Below are 22,158 nucleotides of genomic sequence, written 5' to 3' on the forward strand. Positions count from 1 at the left end.
TGCTCTATTTTTACATAAAAAACGGCCGTTTAGGGTGATTGAAATCAGTTTTTTCGCAGTGCAATAAAAAAGCCCCGCATAAGCGGGGCTTTCTGATCATATTCGATAACGAATTATCGATTAGTGATCAACTGCAGCGTCTGCACCTTTAGGTACACGAACATCTTCAACCATGTGCTGAATATGCTCCGGCGGCGCCTTGGTGACGCTGGAGACAGTCAGTGCAACGGCAAAGTTGACGAGCGCGCCAACTGAACCGAATGCATTGGGTGAAATACCGAAGAACCAGTTGGCTGTGAAGCCTTCTGAGCCTGCACCACCAATCAGGTGAGCAGTATTCGGGACGAACGCGATGCCCTTGTGCTGGAACACGTAGAACATTGTAACGCTGATACCTGCCAGCATACCCAGGATTGCACCTGTGTTGTTTACCTTCTTGGAGAAGATACCCATCATCAGTGCCGGGAAGATAGATGCTGCTGCCAGACCGAAGGCGATTGCCACGGTACCAGCCGCAAAATCTGGCGGATGCAGTCCAAGGTAACCAGCCGCGAAGATTGCACCTGCCATCGCGATACGCGATGCCATCAGTTCCGCGCCTTCCGAGATGTTCGGAGCAAAAATGCCCTTCAACAGGTCGTGCGAAATAGAGGATGCAATTGCAAGCAACAGACCAGCCGCAGTCGAGAGTGCAGCGGCAAGACCACCGGCAACAACGATTGCGATTACCCAGTTAGGCAGTTTCGCGATTTCCGGATTAGCCAGTACCATGATGTCACGGTCAACCTTGGTCATCTCGCTTCCAGCCCAGCCATAACTTGCGGCTTTCGCTGCCATATCTTCGTTCTTCTCATTGTAGTACTGGATACGACCGTCACCGTTCTTGTCTTCGAACTTCAGAAGACCGGTTTTTTCCCAGTTCTTGAACCACTGTGGAGCATTCTCGTACGCGAGGTTGCCTTCAGCAGAACCGACTTCACCAGTCTGGATAGTGTTCATCAGATTCAGACGAGCCATTGCGCCAACAGCAGGAGCAGTGGTGTAAAGAATCGCGATGAAGACCAGCGCCCAACCGGCTGAACTACGTGCGTCACGTACTTTAGGTACAGTGAAGAAGCGGATGATGACGTGTGGCAGGCCAGCAGTACCAATCATCAGCGAGAAGGTGTACGCGAACATGTTCAGCTTGCTGCCGATTGTCTGTGTCGTGTACTCCTTGAAGCCGAGGTCGGTTACAACCTGGTCAAGGCGATCCAGCATATAGGTGCCGGAGCCGTCTCCCATGGCGCTACCAAGACCGATCTGTGGGAACGGTTGGCCAGTCAGCTGCAGTGAAATAAATACTGCAGGGATGGTGTATGCGAAGATGAGTACGACGTACTGGGCAATCTGGGTATATGTAATACCTTTCATACCACCGAGTACCGCGTAAACAAATACGATAGCCATACCAATGTAGAGACCAGTGTCGTAGTCAGTCTGGAGGAAGCGTGAGAACGCAACACCGATGCCTTTCATCTGGCCGATTACGTAAGTAATCGATGCGATGATCAGACACAGAACAGCCACAATACGGGCAGCTTTTGAGTAGTAACGGTCGCCGATGAACTCCGGAACGGTGAACTTGCCGAACTTACGCAGGTAAGGTGCAAGAAGCATTGCCAGGAGTACGTAACCGCCGGTCCATCCCATCAGGAAGACTGATGCGCCGTAGCCATTGAAGGCAATCAGGCCAGCCATCGAGATGAAAGATGCAGCTGACATCCAGTCAGCAGCGGTAGCCATACCGTTTGCAACCGGGTGGATGCCTTTACCAGCGACGTAGAATTCGCCGGTGGTGGCAGCACGTGCCCAGATTGCGATGCCGATATAGAGCAGGAATGTTGCTCCAACGACAGCATAGGTTAAAGTTTGCAGATCCATTTATTTCCCCCTGTTAATCTTCGTGAACGTCATGTTTACGATCAAGCGCATTCATGCGTGAAGCATAAAAGAAGATCAAAACTACGAAGGTGTAAATAGATCCCTGCTGTGCGAACCAGAATCCCAGTTTGTAACCGCCGAGGCTAATAGCGTTCAGTGGTTCTACCAGGACAATGCCGAACAGATAAGAGACGACGAACCAGACAGTGAGACAAAACGCGATAAGGCGCTTGTTCGCTGACCAGTAGTCTGACGCTGAGGTTTCACTCATTTGGGTGCTCTCCTCTCTAAGTTTATGGACATTAATTATTAGTTAAAGACTTCCGTGTACAAAAACACCCACGCAGGTAAACCTGGTGGCTGTAGTAAGCTCCTTTCTTCATCCCCCCCCCATTATTGACCCGGGGAGCATGATAAGCTTAACAGGACATTTTGTTCATTGCACCATAAAATCTGACAGGAATATGGAAAATCTTAATTACAACCAAGAAGGGCTGGAAACCCAGCCACTAGGCCAATTTACTGAAAAAGCGTACCTTGATTACTCTATGTACGTCATCCTTGATCGTGCACTGCCAAACATCGGTGATGGTCTCAAACCAGTGCAGAGACGCATTGCCTACGCAATGTCTGAACTAGGACTCTCTGCAACCGCGAAATTCAAAAAATCGGCACGTACCATCGGTGATGTGCTGGGTAAGTTCCATCCCCACGGTGACAGCGCCTGTTACGAGGCTATGGTATTGATGGCGCAGGGTTTTTCCTATCGCTATCCACTTGTTGACGGCCAGGGGAACTGGGGCTCTGCAGACGACCCCAAGTCATTTGCAGCGATGCGCTACACGGAGGCACGCCTGGCGCCATATGCCAAGGCGCTTTTGTCTGAACTGGGGCAGGGAACAGTCGACTGGCAGCCCAATTTCGACGGTACTCTCGAAGAGCCGGTGGTACTCCCTGCGCGTGTACCCAATATCCTGCTCAATGGCGGAAGTGGTATCGCGGTCGGTATGGCGACAGATATTCCCCCACATAATCTGCGTGAAGTCGTGGCTGCCTGCATTCGTCTGATTGAGTCACCTAAATCGACTGTTAGCGAGCTGATGGAGGATGTGCAGGGGCCGGATTTCCCGACCGAAGCCGAAATTATTTCGACTCGAGAAGAGCTTCAGAAGATTTATGAGAGTGGCAACGGCAGCGTCCGCATGCGTGCCACCTGGGAGCATGAGCAGGGCGAGGTCGTTGTGCATGCACTGCCTTACCAGGTTTCCGGCTCCAAGGTGATGGAGCAGATTGCACACCAGATGCGGGCGAAGAAAATGCCCTGGATCGAAGACCTGCGTGACGAGTCGGATCATGAAAACCCGACGCGCCTGGTGATCGTTCCACGCTCCAATCGAATCGATATCGAGCGCATGATGTCGCACCTGTTTGCAACCACTGATCTTGAGCGCAGCTATCGCGTCAACATGAATGTCATTGGTATCAATGGGCGGCCGCAGGTCAAGAATCTGCTTACGCTGCTGAAAGAGTGGCTGAAATTTCGTTTTGAAACAGTACGCCGCCGTCTTGAGCATCGTCTTGATAAGGTCAATAGCAGACTGCATCTGCTTGATGGCCTGCTGGTCGCTTTCCTCAATCTCGATGAGGTGATTCATATCATTCGTACCGAGGATGAGCCGAAGAAAGTGCTGATGGCGCGTTTCGAACTGAGCGAGTTACAGGCTGATTACATTCTTGATACGCGCCTGCGTCAACTTGCGCGACTCGAAGAGATGAAGATTCGCGGAGAGCAGGAAGAGCTTGCCAAGGAGCGCGACAAGCTTGAAAAAACACTCGGCTCCAAGGCACGTATGAAAACCCTGATTCGCAAAGAGCTGGAAGCAGATGCCGAGGAGTTCGGTGATGACCGGCGCTCACAGATCGTTACACGTGAAGCATCCGAAGCACTTGATGAGAACGCGCTGACACCAAGCGAACAGATTACGGTTGTACTATCCGGGAAGGGTTGGGTACGCGCTGCCAAGGGGCATGAGATTGATGCGTCAACTCTTAACTACAAGGCGGGAGACCATTACCTCTCCAGCGAACGAATGCGAACCAATCAACAGGCTGTATTTCTCGATTCAACCGGGCGTAGTTACTCTCTCATGGCACACAGTTTGCCATCAGCAAGAGGGCAGGGTGAACCTCTGACCGGGCGCCTGTCACCACCAGCGGGTGCCTCCTTTGTTGCCGTGATTGGCGGAGCCCCCGAGGTCTGGTACCTGATGGCATCAGATGCAGGATACGGTTACCGGGTACAGTTGAAGGATCTGCATGCCAATAAGAAAGCAGGCAAGGCTGTGCTGAAACTACCGAAGAATTCGGTTGCGATGCAACCGGCACTGATTCACTCGGATGAGGACAGGCTTGTTGCTATTACCAATGACGGGCACATGCTGGTATTCCCTGTAACCGAGTTGCCGGCGATGAGTCGTGGCAAGGGCAACAAGATTATCTCAATACCGGGCAAGAAGTCAGAGGCGCGCGAAGAGTTTGTCGTTGCCATTGCCTGTGTGCCGCCTGGCGGACAGTTGAAGGCGATTTCAGGCAAGCGTCACATTAACCTGAAACAAGCAGACCTGGATGCTTATTCAGGTGAGAGAGGACGTCGTGGCAGTAAGTTGCCGAGAGGTTTTCAGAAGATTGATGCTGTTGAGGTGATTCTCTAAACGTCATGCCAGCCTTGAGCAGGCATCCATGAATGCATGCGCTGTTCTGGATGGGCCCCGGGTCAAGCCCGGGATGACGTTTTATCGACTACTCACAATTCCTGTTACTGTAATAATAATCGTGTTTGTGCAACTGGCTGGTCAAACGCCATGCCTCTGCGTGCGAGATGGTGTCGCTCTTGGGGAAGATAATATGGACATAGAGGTCTGAACAGTGCTCCTCGGCAATCTTGGCCAATAACGCATCAGTATCCGCAAGGCTGAGAACACGCGGTGAATGACCGGGAACTGTGACTTCAAAACTGTTGTCCGGCAAGTGAACTGTCTTGACGATGTACTTGCTTTCCTTGGTGCGTGCAGGCCTGAAGAGTTTGTCATATTCAACTTTCAGGTCGTTGAACTCGGTTTCAAGGCTGGTGTAGTGCTGTTGTGATGCCTTGATATTGGAGACGGCCGTTTCGAGTTCGGCTGTTTTCTCATCCAGTGCCAGTTGCAGGGTCTGCAGCTGTGCCTGGTTGGAAGAGAGTGCTTCGTTCTTTTCCGTCAGGTTGTTTTTTGTCAGGTCGAGTGATGCCAGTAGTTCGGCAATCTGCGTATTGAGGTTGGCACTCTGCTGATCAAGCTCTTCCTGCCTGCTGCGCAGCGCAGCAATCTCGTTCGCTTTTTCGCTGTTGGCAAGTTCCGATGCCTTGAATGCAGCCTGTGCTTCACTGGTCAGCTCTCGCTGTGTTTCCAGTTGCTCGCGCATGCTCTCGATCGAGACCTGCTGTTCATCACGTGTCTGTTCCAGTGTTGTGATGAGAGCAATCTTTCTTGCAAGTTCTTCGCCAAGTATTTTTACTTCATTTCTGGATTTGCTGTCGAGGCCCTGCAGGTCTGCAACGAGTTGGTCCTTCTCTGTCAGCAACGCGTCGTACTCCTGTTGCATGGACGTGACGAGATCACGCTGCTTCTGAAGTTCAGTATCTCTTTCGCTGAGCATCTGTTGAGTTGCTTCAAGATTTGCAGAGAGCTCCTCTTTGTTGGCGGAAAGGCTTTTTTCACGTTCTTGAAGTTGACTGATAATACTAAGGCGCTCGCTTTCCCTGTTTTTGAGTTGCTCGATCGTGGACAACTGTGAACTTTCGCTACTTCTCAGCTGCTCGATCGCTGCCAGTTGTTCGCTTTCCTTCTTTTTGAGCTGCTCAATGACTGCGAGTTGTTCACTCTCCAGTTTCTTTAGCTGCTCAATGGTGGCCAGCTGTTGAGTTTCCCTGCTCTTGAGTTGCTCAATGGCAGCCTGTTGTTGAACTCCCTTGTTTTCGAGTTGCTGGATCGTGGCAAGCTGCTGACTCTCCCTCGTCTGAAGTTTCTCGATGGCAACCCGCTGGTTATTTTCCTTGGTCTTGAGTTGGGCAATAGCGGCAAGGCGCTGCTTATCTCTCTCGGTGAATTCAGTAACACTACCCTCAAGCAGGGAGATCTGTGTCTGCTTCTCTTCGAGAATCTTGTTTAGAGTTTTCTTTTCCTGGCTGACCTGGATTGCCATTGACGAGGCCGCACGCTCCGAGGCTAGAGTCTCACGCAGTTGCGTCACCAGCTCGGTGTTTTTCACCAGCAGGACGACCATTGCTAACAGGAAGATCATGACGATAACAGTCATGATGTCTGTAAATGATGGCCAGAAGCTCTCGTTATGATCGGTCTGGCCGCGATTCAGGCGCAGATCGATGTGATTATCGTTGGCTGGCATTACTCTAGGTCATCCGCTGTAAGAACTGTTTTATTACTGTGGTCTTCGAGGCGGAAGCCCTCGCGCAGGATAGCTTTCAGTTCATCGATTTCAGCAGGCATGGCTTCTGTCTGGTCGTTGAAGCGTCCGATTGCATGCGCCATGGTGTTTTCCATTTTGCTGAACTGTAACTGCGAATGATCCATCTTCTTGACCAGTTGTTGCAGCATACGCAACAGCCCGGTCATTTCGTAAATCACGTTTTCATTTGTGACCTGGAACTTAGGTGTGAGATGGACGTTGGTCACTTCCTCGATGGCAGAGACAAGATTGGTCTGCACATCGGTGGTCTTGAAGTAGAAATAACCGAAGAAAAAGTAGCAGGCGATCGCGGTCATGGTTGTGGAGAGTGCGGTAGACATGCCGTGGATAACCATGCCCATGCCGCCTGATTCGACCGCCGTCTGCAGCATATCGGATGCACCAATCAAGGCGATTGAAAGCGCCACGATGGTACCGAATACACCGGTCAGAATAAGAACGTTATTGATAAAACGCGGCAGTCCGATCTTGTTGCTCTCGTTGGCCAGCAGGGTCGAAGTCATGGTGCCCAGGTTAATCGGCGTGCGGCTCTCGTAGAGGTGCTGCATCACCATGAAGCGTTGGGCGATGAGTGACTTGCTGCCGACTTCCTCCAGCGGGTTCTCCGGATCCTGGCTCATATTTTCCAGAAACTGCTCGATTGCCTCTTCCTCGCGAGAGTAGGCGAGCAGCAGCATGACAATTTTTACCAGACCTGCGAGAAACAGGAAGAGGATCAGTCCATTGATCACCAGGCCGAGTTGTAATGCCTCCCCGGTGTCGAAGTAGAGTGATTTAATTGTTTGCGACTGCCAGAAGGCTATAATGACTGCCAGAAGGCCGAAAATAACCATCTGGACAAGTATATTTTTACAGTAGCGTCGCCTGAATTTAATCATTTCCAATGGTGGAATCCCCGGGAACTATCAATTGAATGTGCAATAGTTTCTTATGTAGGCTCGTGCTTGTCAAAGGTTCTTGTCAATCGGCCCACTCTTTTTAATTGAAATGTTGCCATCCCGGAGACTGAGGAAGTCGTAAATAATGTCTGACAAATGTTTAAAATCCGATTTGCTGGAAGCGTTTTCTGCTGCATTGCGGGCTGTAGACCCAGTTGCTGTTACCAGCAGGGCCGTTAGCGAATGGGATAATGGCAAACCGGTTAGTGTGATTGCAATCGGCAAGGCTGCTTGCGGTCTCTACGAGGGCGCATGGCAAGCGCTGGGTGATCAAATTAATGCGGCACTGGTGATCACCGGGCGTGAGTATGCCCGTTCGGTACCCGGCGACCCGGAGTTCTGTTTTGGCGCACACCCTGTTCCTGATCAGGGGAGTCTTGATGCAGGCAAACGTCTTGTTGAGTTTCTGACCACCAGCTGCAAACACAATCGCATCCTTGTATTGATATCAGGTGGATCATCGGCAATGGTTGAACGGCTGCGTGATGGCGTCGGTTTCGATGACCTGCAGCGAGTGAATGAATGGCTGCTTGCAAGTGGTTTCGATATCTTGCAGATGAATGCCATTCGTAAACGGCTTTCTGCCATCAAGGGTGGTGGCCTGCTCGATTTTCTTCCGCATCATGATGCGCAGGTGATGCTGATTTCTGACGTGCCCGGGGATGACTTGGGCAGCATCGGATCGGGACTGATGACTGATGATCAAGAGCTATCGACGAAAATCATGGCACTTTCACTACCGTCCTGGGTAGAAACACTACTTCAAACCGGTAGTGACTCTCCGCAGCGACCTGCAATTTCACAACAATTGATTGCATCCAACACAATAGCGCTCGATGCGGCTGAACAATCGCTTCTCCCTCTTGGTTTGCCGGTGATGAGGCATGGCCTGTTGCAGGGCGATGCCGTGGTACGTGGTGGGGAAATTGGCTCGTTCCTGTTACAGGCCGATCCCGGAATTCACCTGTGGGGTGGCGAAACCACCATGAACCTGCCTGAAAATCCGGGCAGGGGTGGGCGCAACCAGCACCTGGCGTTAACCCTGGCAAAAAGAATTGATGGCGCCAGTGAGGATATCAGGGTGCTGGCTGCCTCGACTGACGGCATCGATGGGGCCAGCCAGGATGCAGGTGCGATTGTGGATACACAGACAATCGAGAATGGACGTTCACTTGGGCTCAATGCCAATGATGCATTGGTTCGCGCAGACAGCAACAGTTATTTTGACGAGTTGGGTGCACTGGTTCATACGGGGGCAACAGGTACCAACGTGATGGACCTGGTTATCGCCTGCAAGCAGCCACTATGACGATGTCTGACTCGACCAATCTTTTCGTGCGGGCACGCGCAGCCCTGATGGAAGCGGAGCCACAACGCAAATGTGAACTTGCAGACCGGTTGTATAGTGACTGGAATAACAACCTGCTGAAAATCGAGAGCGACAGCGATGCTGTGCGCACGGATGTGACCGAGCCCGGGCGTCCGTTAAAACCCGAGCTGGTACATCCGCGCGCATTGCCGCGCCGTGGCCTTGGAACGCAGGAAGGGCAGGCTGCACTGATTCACGCGGTCACACACATCGAATTTAACGCCATCAATCTGGCGCTTGATGCTGTCTACAGATATCCCGGAATGCCTGTGGAATACTATGGCGACTGGCTCCGTGTAGCACATGAAGAATCCAAGCATTTCAATCTATTACGTAATAAATTGAATAAAATGGATTATGATTATGGTGATTTCGTCGCGCACAATGGTTTATGGGAAATTGCGATGCGAACAGCACATGACCTGGTACACCGCATGGCCATGGTGCCGCGTATGATGGAGGCACGCGGCCTGGATGTGACGCCAGACATGATCAAACGCTTCCGCAAGATCGGTGACCTTGAGACTGCTGAAATACTCAAGATCATCCTCAGCGAGGAGATCGGGCACGTCGAGGCGGGATCCCGCTGGTTCAGTTTCCTGTGCAAAGAGCGTGGTATTGATGCGGAACAAACCTGGCTCGACCTGGTTCAAACTTACCTGGCATCTGATATTCGCTGCCCGCTGCATTGGGAAACACGCAAGCAGGCCGGCTTTTCCGACAATGAACTGGAGCAATTGCAGGAACTATGTACAAGAAACTGATATCCATTCTCCTGTTGATGGCTGCCCCGGCAGGTTTCGCTGAGACAGAAAGTAAACAGCAGACTCCTGCATCCGTTGAACAGGTTCAGGTACAGATGCTTGTCTACCGTGTCGATGAGGCGGGTACAGCACCATGGTTTTCCCGCATTCTGGTCGCAGAAAACATGATGCGCCTCGATGAGCCGGTAGCCGGTGGTGAACCTGTAGGCAGTTACACTTTGTATGAGCTTGATACCAGCACACTTTATAACGTTGATCTCGAGGGGCCAACGGTACTGATGATCAAGCCTACGCCTGATGCTGAGACAGATATCGGTGAAAATATTCATATTGAAACCAGGGAAACGATTGAGTCTGATGACAAGTCGGGACTGCAACTTGTCAAACGACACCTGTTTGCCAATGGCGAACAGTGCCTTGAGATCACCACAACAGGTGGTGAACAATTACAACTGGCCCGCACGGCACTGAACCAGCTGTATGCAACGCTGGCGAAACAGCATGCGGTTACGTTAGCTAATACACCTCCGGAATTTGTTTCCTCATGTGACATTGCGATTCATGTAAAAGAGACTGACTTCAGGTATGGCAAAGGCTTGATGATGCAGAGTCAGCAGAAAGGAGAGTCGGAACAGCTGGTCGATTTTTCCGATAAGGAACTGGTTCCGGTGTCACTTTTCAAATTGCCAGAGGATGCAAAAATTATTACGCCGGAACAGTTAGGCCCACTGAGGTGAACATCTAATGAATCAGCCAATACGCTTATCCATTGGCGGTATGTCCTGCGCAGGATGCGTTGCATCTGTACAGGATGCACTGTCGTCAGTTGATGGTGCTGTTGAGGTTGATGTTAGTCTCGGTGAGCGCACTGCAACCATTACCGGCAAGGTAGATGCAGGTGATCTGATCGGAGCTGTACAAAAGGCAGGCTTCGAAGCTGCCTTGTTGCAGAGCGAAGAGGATGAATCTGCCAAGGAGGAGGCTGAGCTAAAAGAGTATCGAACCCTCTGGCGACGCGCCATCATTGCCGGTTGTATCGGACTGTTACTGTTTATTCCGGGCATGGCTGGATTGATTCCACCACCGCAACAGGCGCAGGGTATCTGGATCGGGATTAGCCTGGTCACACTATTGGTGCTTGTATTCGTTGGTGGCCATTTCTTTCGCGGTGCCTGGTCTGCGATGCAAAATCGTCGTGCCAACATGGATACCCTGGTTTCGCTTGGTACTGGAACTGCGTGGTTCTATTCAACGCTCGTCGTACTGTTTCCAAACCTCTTCCCGACGCTCGCACGTCATGCCTATTTTGAAGCTGCTGTCATTATCATTGCACTTGTCTCGCTCGGTTCGGCACTTGAGAGCAAGGCGCGTGGCAAGACCTCGAAGGCACTGAAAAAACTGATAGGACTGCAACCGAAGCAGGCTTCTGTGATTCGCGAGGGGTTTGAACAGAAAATTCCATTAGCCGAAGTTGGTCTGGATGAGACCATACGGATTCGTCCCGGTGAACGTATTGCGGTCGATGGTGTTGTCATTGACGGTGACTCATTCGTTGATGAATCGATGCTCACAGGTGAGCCCATTCCTGTCAGCAAGGAGAAGGGCGATCAACTCTTTGCCGGTACGCTCAATACGTCCGGCAGTTTTCTGATGCGCGCAAAACATATCGGACGTGAGACGGCACTTGCGCAGATCATTGAACAGGTACGCAAGGCTCAGGCAAGTAAGCCACCGATAGGCAGGCTGGTCGACCGGATCGCAGCAATCTTCGTTCCTGTCGTGGTGACGATTGCAATTATTGCCGCAGCGGTCTGGTACTTATTCGGGCCGCAACCGCAGTTTGGTTATGCGGTTGTCTCCTTCATGACGATTCTCGTTATCGCTTGCCCCTGTGCACTGGGACTGGCAACACCAATTTCCATTATGGTCGGCATTGGCAGGGCAGCCGGTCTTGGTATTTTAATTCGCAGTGGTGATGCCTTGCAGCAGGCGGGTAGGTTGACCAGCGTGGTTCTAGATAAGACTGGCACAATCACTGAGGGTAAACCTGCTGTTACTCACAGGCTGCCAATCGAAGGCATCAGTGAATCAGAACTGATGTTACTCGCTGCTGGACTGGAACAGCATTCAGAACACCCGATTGCACGCGCAATCTGTGATGCAGTTGATAAAGAGTCTATTCCGCAGACCGATGCCTTTAACTCGATCAGGGGGCAGGGGGTAACGGCAACTATTGAAGGTCAAACCGCCAGGCTTGGCAATGCCTTGTATATGCATGAGTCGAGTGTCGACATTTCAAATCAAACTGAAACAGCTGATGAACTGTCAGGGCAGGGCGTCACACCTGTCTATGTGGCAAAAGATAAACAGCTGATTGGCTTGATTGGTATAGCAGATAGTGCACGCAAGGATTCGCACGAGGCGATCTCAGGGATGCAACAGATGGGGCTAAAGGTCATCATGCTAACAGGCGATAATCAACGCACTGCCCAGGCGATTGCTGCGAATGTTGGTATTGATAAAGTCATTGCCGATGTACTGCCGGCTGACAAGGCTGCGGTCATCAGCGATCTGCAGTCGAAGGGGGAGATAGTTGCTATGGTCGGTGACGGCATCAACGACGCACCTGCACTGGCGAAGGCTGATGTCGGCATCGCTATGTATACAGGAACGGATGTCGCGATTGAATCGGCCGGCATCACCTTGATGCGCCAGTCGTTAAGCGGCGTCTCCGATGCGATAGCTTTATCGAAAGCAACCTTGAAGAACATCAAGCAGAATCTCTTCGGTGCCTTTATCTATAACCTCTTCGGCATCCCCATCGCAGCCGGTATTCTCTATCCGGCTTTTGGGTTACTACTGAGTCCGGTATTCGCAGCAGCTGCAATGAGCATGAGCTCGGTCACAGTGGTTAGCAATGCCCTGCGTCTACGTCGTACTTCCCTCTAAAAACTCATGCCTCTACGAAACAAACTGTCAGGTATGAGAATTCTTGCCAGGGATATTAGGGATCTGAGTACATTTCCCAGAATTAGCTAGAAGCTTGCTGTGTTAAGTCATGGTCTTTCCCCCAATAACCCCGAAAGCTTTGTGATTCGTATGGAATGACTGCTTTCGGCCTGAAGCGGTCATTTGAATATCTATTCATAATTTCTCTCATCAAACCAGGAAAATGCGGATAAGCTGACATGGCCCATCCGTTGCATTTTTTCTACAGGTACCGTAATACTGCGTCATGGAAGTATTTAATGGTGATGAAACATGAAATGGTCCTTCAAGCTGGTCCGTGTTGCAGGTATTGATGTATATATACATGCAACTCTTATTATACTTCTCATCTGGCTCGGATTGAGTTACTGGGCGGTTGAGGGCACCTTGGGCGCTGCACTTAATGGTGTTAGTTTTATCCTCACCCTGTTCACCTGCGTTGTACTGCACGAATTCGGACATGCGCTTACTGCAAAACGATATGGAATTCGAACACAGCATATAACACTGTTCCCTATCGGTGGACTTGCTGCGATGGAGCGCATGCCTGATGTTCCAAAACATGAAATTGCCGTGGCACTGGCGGGGCCTGCTGTCAACTTGATTATCGCAATATTGTTGTGGTTCTGGCTAACGGTGACAAATACGATGATATCTGCTGATGAGCTTACTCTTACGGGAGGTCCGTTTGCACAACGGTTGATGCTCTTCAATATTATACTCGTGGTATTTAACCTGATTCCTGCTTTTCCAATGGATGGTGGTCGCGTATTACGTGCTGTCCTGGCATTGCGTATGAATCATAATAGAGCGACACAGCTGGCCGCCAAGGTAGGGCAGGGATTTGCATTATGGCTGGGTTTGATGGGACTAATGTTTAATCCTTTCCTCATGTTTATAGCTCTGTTCGTTTGGATCGGTGCTGCTTCCGAGGCGGCGGCAGAAGAGATGAAGTCCACGCTGCTGGGCATCTCTGCAGGGCAGGCCATGCTGACAGATTTTAATGTATTATCTTCGCATGACCGTTTGGATCGTGCTATTCAGTTGACGCTGGCTGGTAGTCAGAAAGATTTTCCAGTACTGGATGGCGAAGCTATTGTCGGGGTGCTCACACAAAATGATTTGTTGAGAGGTCTGCATGAGCATGGTGCTCAGGCCAGTGTAGGTAGCTGGATGCAAACAGGTTTACAGTACGCTGATAAAGATGAGCCATTGGACGAGGTGTTGGAGCGACTACAGAGTGACAAGTGTCGTTTATTTGCTGTGATTGAGGCCGGTCATCTTGCTGGTATCGTTAACATGGATAATGTGATTGAATTGATCTCCATACAGAAAGCGTTGCATTGATCAAATTAGACTCCTGTATGACAGCACCGATTAATAATCATCGCCCTACCAGATCCATTCCTCGCTGCCTGAAGCTTGCTTATACCGCTTTTGTTGCGGTGCTGGTACCGGTTTATTGGTTCGAGTACGGCCCGGCAAATTTTCTTTGGGGCTCGGATATTGCCCTGCTGGTCACGCTGGCTGCTTTGTGGTTGGAATCACGCTTGCTTCTCAGCATGATGACCATTGCTATACTCATCCCTGAGCTGGGTTGGTGTGCGGACCTGCTCATCCGCCTAACTATTGGAATCGATGCTATCGAGTTTAAGGGAACACAGTATATGTTTGAAACGAGCATACCGCTCTTTGTCCGCTCCTTGTCATTGTTTCATGTTGCCTTGCCCGTGGTGTTGCTGTGGTGTCTTTACAGGCTCGGTTACCACCAGCTCGGGCTGTTGGGACAGAGTCTGCTGTCTTGGATCGTGTTACCCGTAAGCTACCTGGTGAGTAACCCGGTTGAAAATATTAATTGGGTATATGGTTTTGGTGGCACTCCCCAGACCATGCTACCGGAACCGCTGTATGTGCTTTTACTAATGGTGCTGTTTCCACTACTCATCTATCTACCTTCTCATCTCGTCATGGGACGGCTGTTCTCAGTGCCACGAGGACATTCCTCATGATCTCAACGAATATCCTGTTGCCAATGTCTGCTTTCGGTCAGAAGCAGATACTCAGAAAGGTGAATAAAACTTGATCCCAATTGTATGTGTGGGTAATGCTATCTATACCATGGATTCCAATGAGTGTTGCCATTTTGATTGCTACAAATGAAATTGATCCTGTAAGTTGCCCCCATGCAGTATCCGATGAGGCTGTTCTTGATGAATTGAAAGGCTCGCTTCATGGGTTAACTCATAGCGAGGCTATTACCCGCCTTGATCGATATGGCCGCAACACACTGCCTCAAGTCAAGTTGCCGGGAATCGGGATGCTCTTTCTGCGTCAGTTTGCGAGTCCGCTCATCTATGTTCTTGTTGTGGCCGCGCTGTTTTCTCTAATGATCGAAGAGTGGTCTGACGCGGGATTTATCTCAGCAGTATTGCTTATCAATGCTGTTATTGGAACTGTCCAGGAATATTCCGCACAGCGAGCTGCCGCTGCGCTGCAAGAGCTGGTCAGTATACGTTGTCGTGTGTTACGCGAGGGGGATACTTACGAAATCAAGGCCGAAGAGTTAGTCCCGGGCGATATAGTGCTTTTAGTGCCCGGTGATAAAATCCCGGCAGATCTGCGATTGCTGGCATCCCATGATCTGGAGGTAGACGAATCCTTATTAACGGGTGAGTCATTACCCGTGCTGAAAGATGCCAAAACTGTTTTGCCGGAGAACACCGCCCTGGGAGACCGGGTCAATATGCTATATACAGGCACGTTGACAAGCCGCGGACGCGGCAGAGGTGTCGTTGTGGCTACTGCGCTTAATACGGTACTGGGCCGAATTGCTGCTGATGTCCTTTTCAAACCCTCACCCAAAGCGCCTTTGCAAGTCCGCATGGATCGATTTACCCATCGTGTAGCGCTCTTAGTTGGCATTGCAGCATTGTTAATGTTCGTAATGGCATTGATGCAGGCTACGCCAATCACCGAAGTGTTCCTGCTTGCTGTCGCCCTTGCAGTATCTGTAATTCCTGAGGGCCTGCCAGTGGCGCTTACCGTCGCACTGGCTATTGGTATGCGGAGAATGGCCAAGCGCAATGTTATTGTACGCCGACTTATCGCCGTCGAAGCACTGGGTTCCTGTACTTTAATTGCAACTGACAAGACAGGCACACTCACGGTTAATCAGCTGACTTCGCGTCGAATCGCCTTACCCAACGGTGAGGTATGGGAAATTAGCGGTGAAGGTATTGTGCCAGAGGGATCAATCCTGACATCACGCGGCGCTCCATCAGAAGATGAGGCGGCGTTGCTGGAGCGCCTTTGCCAGGTGGCAGTGCTGACTAATGAAGGCTTTCTTGGTCGCACCGAGTCAGGTTGGTCTCACCATGGTGATGCAGTGGATGTCGCTTTCCTGGTGATGGCGCATAAGGCTGGAGTCGTCAAGGCAGAGATGACAAATACCTTTCCCGAGATTGAGACTATCCCCTATGAGTCGGAGCAACAATTCTCGGCCAGCTTAAATAGTGTGGATGGCAGACAGTGTGCCTTTGTAAAAGGTGCCCTTGAACGTCTCCTGCCTATGTGCACGACGATGGCGATCCCTGGGCAAGATATAGCAATAAAGCATGACATGATTGAGCAACTGGCGTATTCCCTGGCGAATGAAGGCTATCGAGTCCTTGCCCTGGCTGCCGGCGATATTGAGCTGGATCAAGCACAGGCATTCACGGAAGAGAAATTACATGGGCTCACATTGATCGGCCTGGTGGCGATTATCGATCCACTGCGCACCGAGGCAAAGGGAGCCGTAGCAGCATGTCGCGAGGCTGGTATAGAGGTGGCGATGATTACAGGTGACCATCCTGCTACTGCCCTCACCATTGCACAAGAATTAAACATTGTGGAGAGTGCCGACCAATTGGTGGCAGGGCCTGATCTGCAACTCGCGCTGGATTCGGGAACAATTGATCAGCTAACCGCGAAGGCACGATGTTTCGCGCGTGTGGGACCACGCCAAAAACTGGAGATTGTTCAATCTTTGCAACGGAATGGACATTTTGTGGCAGTCAGTGGTGATGGAGCCAATGATGCGCCAGCACTACGCACTGCGCAGGTGGGAGTCGCCATGGGTCTGAATGGCACCGATGTGGCGAGAGAGACTTCCGACCTTATTGTTACCGATGACAATTTTGCTTCTATTGTTGCGGGTGTCGAGGAGGGCCGCGTTGCTTTTGCCAACGTACGAAAGGTGATTTTTCTTCTAATCTCTACTGGTGCAGCGGAGTTGGTGCTCTTCACACTCGCGTTGTTGACCGGGCTTCCTCTACCTTTAATGGCAGTACAGTTGCTTTGGCTGAACCTGGTAACCAACGGAATTCAAGATGTGGCTCTCGCGTTCGAACCAGGCGAAGGTAACGAAATGCGTCAATCGCCAAGATCACCACATGAACCGATCTTCAACCGGATCATGATTGAGCGTGTCATAATCTCCGCATTGGTTATCGGGACAGTTGCTTTTCTTCTCTTTCAGTGGCTCATCGCCAGAGGTTATACATTGGATGAGGCGCGCAATGGAACCCTTCTGCTGATGGTGCTATTCGAGAATGTCCATGTATTCAATTGCCGATCCGAAGCGCGCTCGGTATTCCGACACAACCCGTTACGCAATCCTATTCTTTTAATCGGTACAGTTGCAGCCCAGCTCGTGCATATTGGGGCCATGTATACACCATGGCTTCGGGATGTACTGCACGTGCAACCGATTTCACCACAACACTGGCTGGAATTACTTGGATTTGCACTAACCGTTCTGATTGCGATGGAGCTACACAAGGCAATTCGCAAGCGATATTTACATTGATTCGTCTTAAGAGTGTCTGAGGATCTGCTTTGGATCGGAAACGGTCGTTCAGTCCAGTCTGTTCGCCTGATTTTGTAGCAATGTTTTCTTTTTACAATCAGGTAAGATATTTACCTTGTAATATAGTTTTTTTCATTAGTAAAAATATCAACGATAAATTATTTTTTACTACACATGATCAGAATACATAGACGTGGGTACAAGTTATGGTGTTTGTAAAAAGGATAGTCTTGGATGTGCTTAAACCTCATCAGCCAAATGCGCTTGAATTCTCCAGTTCCATCGCCAAAGCAGGCTCTGATTATCGTGTGCATTTGACCGTGATTGAGGTGGATGAAAGAACTGAGACACTTCAAATAGAAGTGGTTGGTAATGCCATTGATTTTGAAGCAGTTCAATCAACCATAAGCGATATGGGCGGTTCGCTTCACAGTATTGATGAAGTAGAAGTACAGAGTGAAACGGATGCTGGTTAAATCTTCATGAGCCTGTTGAGGAAAGCGAGGTTTCTGTTTCAGATCACCCGCACACACGATATTGTACGCCGCTATTTTGTTGTCAATGGATTTGATGGTGCGCTCACCATGCTGGGCCTCATTATCGGATTTCTTGTCAGTGCACCCGCCGACTTATCTGTTGTTATCAGTGTTTGCCTAAGTGCGGCCATTGCTTTGGGCATGAGTGGCGTGAGTAGCGCCTACATCAGTGAATCTGCGGAACGACAGCATGCGCTCGGAAAGCTTGAGGATGCAATGGTTTCTAACCTCCAACAGAGCGCACATGGTGAAGCGGCGCGTGCTGTCCCACTATTGATAGCATTGGTTAATGGTATGGCTCCCCTTGTTATCTCACTATTTATCCTAATGCCTCTATTTCTCTCTAGTGTTGGCATTCACCTGCCTGTATCACCGCTTTATGCCGCTATTATAGTTGCGGTTGTACTTATTTTTCTGTTGGGTGTTTTTCTGGGGAAAATCGCTGGAATATCATGGATACGAAGCGGAATTCAGACTGTATTAGTTGCATCGATGACTGCCGCACTAATTTATCTGTTCACTGCGCCGTGGGCTTAGAACGCCCGGCCTTGTCTATCCAAAGAGATAAAATACCGTCGGAACAATTCTGAACACCCGCTTTGACTCGCAAAGGAACCTGCTACAAGGAATCTGGATGTCGGCTATCAATATGAAGCAAGTCTTTAACTGTTGTAAGTAACGAATGACTGCTTTGGGTCGGAAGCGGTCGTTCAGTCTTTCATCCATTCTTTCTGAACACGTCTCTAATTGTCCTGTCACTAACCTTCGCTGTCTGATTTGATTCTTTGAGACCGATCTTTTTTGACACCCGCACTCCATTACCGTGAAATAGGGCTATTAACGATTGTTTACCGGAGATAAGTCGATGAAACTCGGTATAGTTGGACTTGGCCGCATGGGCGGCAACATGGCTCGTCGTCTGCGCAGGGCAGACATAGAGGTTATCGGGCATAACCGTACACTCGCAACCACCCGGGAACTGGCTGATGAAACAGGACTTGAGGTCGCCGAATCCATAGTGGACCTGATTGCACAGCTGGAGTCACCACGGGTTGTCTGGTTGATGTTGCCCGCTGGAAAAATCACCGAGGATGCAATTGAGCAAGCTCTTCCATTACTCGACAAGGATGACATTCTGATTGATGGAGCAAACTCCTGGTTCAAGGATTCGATGCGACGAGCTGAGAAAGTGCAGACGCAAGGTGTCCATTATGTCGACGCTGGTGTATCAGGTGGAGTGTGGGGGCTGGAAAATGGTTATGCCCTGATGGTTGGCGGTGATGATTACGCGGTACAGCGGATTACCCCTCTCCTGAAAGCACTGGCGCCTGCACCTGACAAGGGCTGGTTGCATTGTGGACCAGCAGGGAGCGGACATTACGTCAAGATGGTTCATAACGGCATTGAATACGGCATGATGCAGGCCTATGCGGAGGGTTTCTCCCTGATGAAATCACGTGATGACTTTGCCATCGATCTCGGAGCAGTTGCCGAGATGTGGCGGCATGGCAGTGTTGTGCGCAGCTGGCTGCTCGATCTAAGTGCAGATTTCCTCGCTGAAGACCAGGAGCTTGATGATCTGGAGCCATTCGTGGCTGACTCGGGAGAAGGGCGCTGGACGGCAATTGAGGCAGTCGAACAGGGTGTTCCCGCACCCGTGATGTCACTGGCAACCATGATGCGATTCAGTTCGCAGGGCAAAGGGGATTACGGCAACAAGATGCTGGCGATGATGCGCAAGGGTTTTGGTGGGCACGCAATCAAGAAAGAGGGCTGATTGATGGATACCATCTCACCCTGCCATTTCGTTATTTTCGGTGCAACAGGCAACCTGACGACGATCAAGCTGCTACCGGCTCTTTATCATCTTGAGAGAGCCGGTCGACTTGCTGATGCACTGGAATTCATTGCACTTGCCAGGCGTGACTGGAGCCAGGATGACTGGGCAGAACATGTGCAGCTGGCTTTGCAGTCGAAGCTTGGTGAGGCTTTTGATGGAGTAATTGCAGCCAGGTTGATTGATCGGTTTACCTATGTCCGTGGCGATTACAGCCAGCCTGAAGCCTACCAGGCACTGATGGAAGTGTTGTCCAGGCCCAAATCAGGTGTTTGCGAAAACATCATTTTTTACCTTGCCATCCGTCCGGCTGATTTTCTCAATGTTGTCACCCATCTTCACAACGCAGGCTTCAGTGGCAAGGTTGCTCGACACCGCATCGTGGTTGAAAAGCCTTTTGGTGAAGATCTTGAAAGTGCACGCATGCTGAACATGCAGCTGCATACACACTTTGATGAGGAGCAGATCTACCGCATTGACCATTACCTGGGTAAGGAGACCGTCCAGAATTTGATAGTGTTCCGTTTTGCCAACAGCCTGATCGAGCCGATCTGGAACCGTAACTATATAGATCACGTCCAGATTACCGTGGCAGAGGATAAAGGTATCGACTCACGTGCCGGCTATTTTGACAGTAGCGGTGCACTCAAAGATATGTTGCAGAACCACATGATGCAGCTCCTAACCGTTATGGCGATGGAGCCACCGGCAACACTGGATGCAGACGCCTTGCAGGATGAAAAGGTAAAAGTACTGCGTTCCATCCGGACAATACCGCGTGAAGCAGTCAACAGTTATGCCATACGTGCCCAGTACAGTGCAGGAACAGTGGGTAATGAAGAGGCAGTCGCATACCGTGAGGAAGAGAATGTCGCAGACGATTCAACCACGGAAACCTATGTTGCCGCGAAGTTCTATATAGATAACTGGCGTTGGAAAGGTGTGCCATTCTACCTGCGCACAGGTAAACGCCTGCAGGAGAAGATGACCTCGATCTTTATCCGTTTCAAGCATCCGCCACAGCAGTTGTTTCAGAACACCTCGTTACAGAATATTGAACCAAACTGGATTGTACTGGCGATTCAGCCGCATGAATGTATGCATATCGAATTGCATGCAAAAGAACCCGGGCTTGACATGAATACACGGAGGATCGACCTCAAAGCGCCTTACCGTGATGAGGGTGAAGCTTCCCTGGATGCATATGAAACCCTACTGCTCGATATTATCGACGGTGACAGGAGTCTGTTTATTCGCTTCGATGAGGTTGAGTGGGCATGGCAGGTTGTAGATCCGATATTACGTCACTGGGCGGTGGCTGACAGTTATGTTCACACCTATCCGGCTGGTAGTTGGGGGCCGGATGAAGCAACCCGTCTGTTCGACAGTGATGATCAGAACTGGCGTAACCAGATCGAACAGGCATGACTCAACAAATTGTCCATAGGCACGTTTTTGAACAGCAAGACGCGTTATTGAACGAGCTGTTTCAGCAAATCGCAAAAGTTGCCGATGAAGCTATTAGGCAACATGGTAAATTCAGAATCGTACTTGCAGGTGGAAGAACGCCGGAAGCCTTATATAAAAAGTTGGTTCATCTCGATACCGACTGGAATCATTGGTTCATCTACTTTGGTGATGAACGCTGTCTTCCTGTAGATGATCCTGATCGCAATGACACAATGGCCCGCGTGGCCTGGCTCAATCAAGTCGGTATACCTCCTGAGCAGATATTCCAGATTCCTGCAGAACTGGGGGCAGAGCAAGGGGCCATACACTACCGACAGACGATTGCGACAGTAGTGACTTTTCATCTTGTATTACTTGGTATAGGTGAAGATGGCCACACAGCCAGTCTCTTCCCCGGTAATGAAATTGGCATAACAACAGACTCTCCGGATGTGCTTGCTGTAATGAATGCACCCAAACCACCACCTGAGCGCATCTCCCTTAGTGCATCCAGGTTGAGCCGTAGTGAACATGTCTGGTTCCTGGCTACAGGTGTAGGAAAGAGCAAGGCACTCAAGATGTGGGACTCAGGTGTGGGGCTGCCTGTCAGTGCAATTACGCCATTTAATGGTGTTGATCTTTATACTGATCGTCCTGACAAATAGTCATAAGCACAGCTGATATAAGCGATAAGCATAAACAATGAAAATAAATATTGAAATATCAGTAAATACTAACATACTTATCTCCATTGAAACGAGGCACCAAGCCCGGATCAAACAGATTTTAAAACTTTAATACTTTTTAAATATTTTTGGAGATTCAAATGAAAAAGATTCGCTGATTGGGACATGCCTTTCTTCGGTGACGACAACAACTCATACAACGACAGCTACGGTTACGGAGACGGACGTGGTGAAGGTCGTGGCCGTGGTCGTGGCAAAGGTCGTGGAAGCTTCAACTTCAGCATGGACGCAGACG

At 50.2% G+C, this 22,158-nt stretch carries 17 protein-coding genes; 13 read left to right on the plus strand and 4 right to left on the minus strand.

Annotation, left to right across the window (positions count from 1 at the left end):
• Positions 1-120 precede the first annotated feature (120 nt).
• Both BOW06_RS05725 and BOW06_RS05730 read right to left on the minus strand, forming a co-directional pair.
• A complete protein-coding gene (locus tag BOW06_RS05725; protein ID WP_078453423.1) occupies positions 121-1,923 on the minus strand; it encodes a sodium:solute symporter family protein in 1,803 nt (600 codons plus the stop codon).
• Between the two features lie 13 nt (positions 1,924-1,936).
• Entirely contained in the window at positions 1,937-2,194 is a 258-nt protein-coding gene (locus BOW06_RS05730) for a DUF4212 domain-containing protein (protein WP_043115589.1), read from the minus strand.
• A 193-nt stretch (positions 2,195-2,387) separates the two neighbouring features.
• On the opposite strand from BOW06_RS05730, the gene parC reads away from it, so the two are divergent.
• Complete coding sequence (parC, locus tag BOW06_RS05735) at positions 2,388-4,634, plus strand: DNA topoisomerase IV subunit A (RefSeq protein WP_078454498.1); 2,247 nt, start codon at positions 2,388-2,390, stop codon at positions 4,632-4,634.
• Positions 4,635-4,722: 88 nt separating this feature from the next.
• On the opposite strand, the gene BOW06_RS05740 is transcribed toward parC, so the two are convergent.
• Positions 4,723-6,366 carry a hypothetical protein gene (locus BOW06_RS05740; RefSeq protein WP_043115593.1) on the minus strand — a complete coding sequence of 548 codons (1,644 nt, stop codon included), beginning with the start codon at positions 6,364-6,366 and terminating at the stop codon, positions 4,723-4,725.
• Entirely contained in the window at positions 6,366-7,325 is a 960-nt protein-coding gene (locus BOW06_RS05745) for a hypothetical protein (RefSeq protein ID WP_052131969.1), read from the minus strand. Before BOW06_RS05745 ends, BOW06_RS05740 begins: the two co-directional genes overlap by 1 nt.
• Positions 7,326-7,470: 145 nt before the next feature.
• Between BOW06_RS05745 and BOW06_RS05750 the strand changes: the two genes are divergently transcribed.
• The 12 genes from BOW06_RS05750 to pgl all read left to right on the plus strand — a co-directional run bounded on the left by BOW06_RS05750 (position 7,471) and on the right by pgl (position 21,842).
• Positions 7,471-8,694, plus strand: coding sequence for a glycerate kinase type-2 family protein (locus tag BOW06_RS05750; protein WP_078453427.1), 1,224 nt, complete (start codon positions 7,471-7,473; stop codon positions 8,692-8,694).
• Positions 8,691-9,518, plus strand: coding sequence for a ferritin-like domain-containing protein (locus BOW06_RS05755; RefSeq protein ID WP_052131970.1), 828 nt, complete (start codon positions 8,691-8,693; stop codon positions 9,516-9,518). The genes BOW06_RS05750 and BOW06_RS05755 overlap by 4 nt, the downstream gene beginning before the upstream one ends.
• Positions 9,503-10,255: a hypothetical protein gene (locus tag BOW06_RS05760; RefSeq protein WP_043115596.1), complete on the plus strand. Its 753-nt coding sequence runs from the start codon at positions 9,503-9,505 to the stop codon at positions 10,253-10,255. The genes BOW06_RS05755 and BOW06_RS05760 overlap by 16 nt, the downstream gene beginning before the upstream one ends.
• Positions 10,256-10,262: 7 nt before the next feature.
• Positions 10,263-12,467: a heavy metal translocating P-type ATPase gene (locus tag BOW06_RS05765; RefSeq protein WP_043115597.1), complete on the plus strand. Its 2,205-nt coding sequence runs from the start codon at positions 10,263-10,265 to the stop codon at positions 12,465-12,467.
• Between the two features lie 312 nt (positions 12,468-12,779).
• Positions 12,780-13,853, plus strand: a complete 1,074-nt coding sequence (locus tag BOW06_RS05770) for a site-2 protease family protein (protein WP_043115599.1) — start codon at positions 12,780-12,782, stop codon at positions 13,851-13,853.
• Positions 13,854-13,870: 17 nt separating this feature from the next.
• Positions 13,871-14,515, plus strand: coding sequence for a hypothetical protein (locus BOW06_RS05775; protein ID WP_052131971.1), 645 nt, complete (start codon positions 13,871-13,873; stop codon positions 14,513-14,515).
• 119 nt (positions 14,516-14,634) lie between these two features.
• The gene (locus BOW06_RS05780; protein ID WP_078453430.1) at positions 14,635-17,355 is read left to right on the plus strand and encodes a cation-translocating P-type ATPase; all 2,721 of its coding nucleotides are present in this window, start codon (positions 14,635-14,637) and stop codon (positions 17,353-17,355) included.
• A gap of 206 nt (positions 17,356-17,561) precedes the next feature.
• Positions 17,562-17,831, plus strand: a complete 270-nt coding sequence (locus BOW06_RS05785) for a DUF211 domain-containing protein (protein WP_043116908.1) — start codon at positions 17,562-17,564, stop codon at positions 17,829-17,831.
• A gap of 6 nt (positions 17,832-17,837) precedes the next feature.
• The gene (locus BOW06_RS05790; RefSeq protein ID WP_043116907.1) at positions 17,838-18,428 is read left to right on the plus strand and encodes a VIT1/CCC1 transporter family protein; all 591 of its coding nucleotides are present in this window, start codon (positions 17,838-17,840) and stop codon (positions 18,426-18,428) included.
• Positions 18,429-18,756: 328 nt separating this feature from the next.
• Positions 18,757-19,668, plus strand: coding sequence for a phosphogluconate dehydrogenase (NAD(+)-dependent, decarboxylating) (gnd, locus tag BOW06_RS05795; protein WP_043116906.1), 912 nt, complete (start codon positions 18,757-18,759; stop codon positions 19,666-19,668).
• A gap of 3 nt (positions 19,669-19,671) precedes the next feature.
• The gene (zwf, locus tag BOW06_RS05800; RefSeq protein ID WP_043116905.1) at positions 19,672-21,156 is read left to right on the plus strand and encodes a glucose-6-phosphate dehydrogenase; all 1,485 of its coding nucleotides are present in this window, start codon (positions 19,672-19,674) and stop codon (positions 21,154-21,156) included.
• Entirely contained in the window at positions 21,153-21,842 is a 690-nt protein-coding gene (pgl, locus tag BOW06_RS05805; protein ID WP_043116904.1) for a 6-phosphogluconolactonase, read from the plus strand. Before zwf ends, pgl begins: the two co-directional genes overlap by 4 nt.
• Positions 21,843-22,158 lie beyond the last annotated feature (316 nt).

It is taken from the genome of Solemya velum gill symbiont (assembly GCF_002020255.1).
Classification (GTDB): domain Bacteria; phylum Pseudomonadota; class Gammaproteobacteria; order Chromatiales; family Chromatiaceae.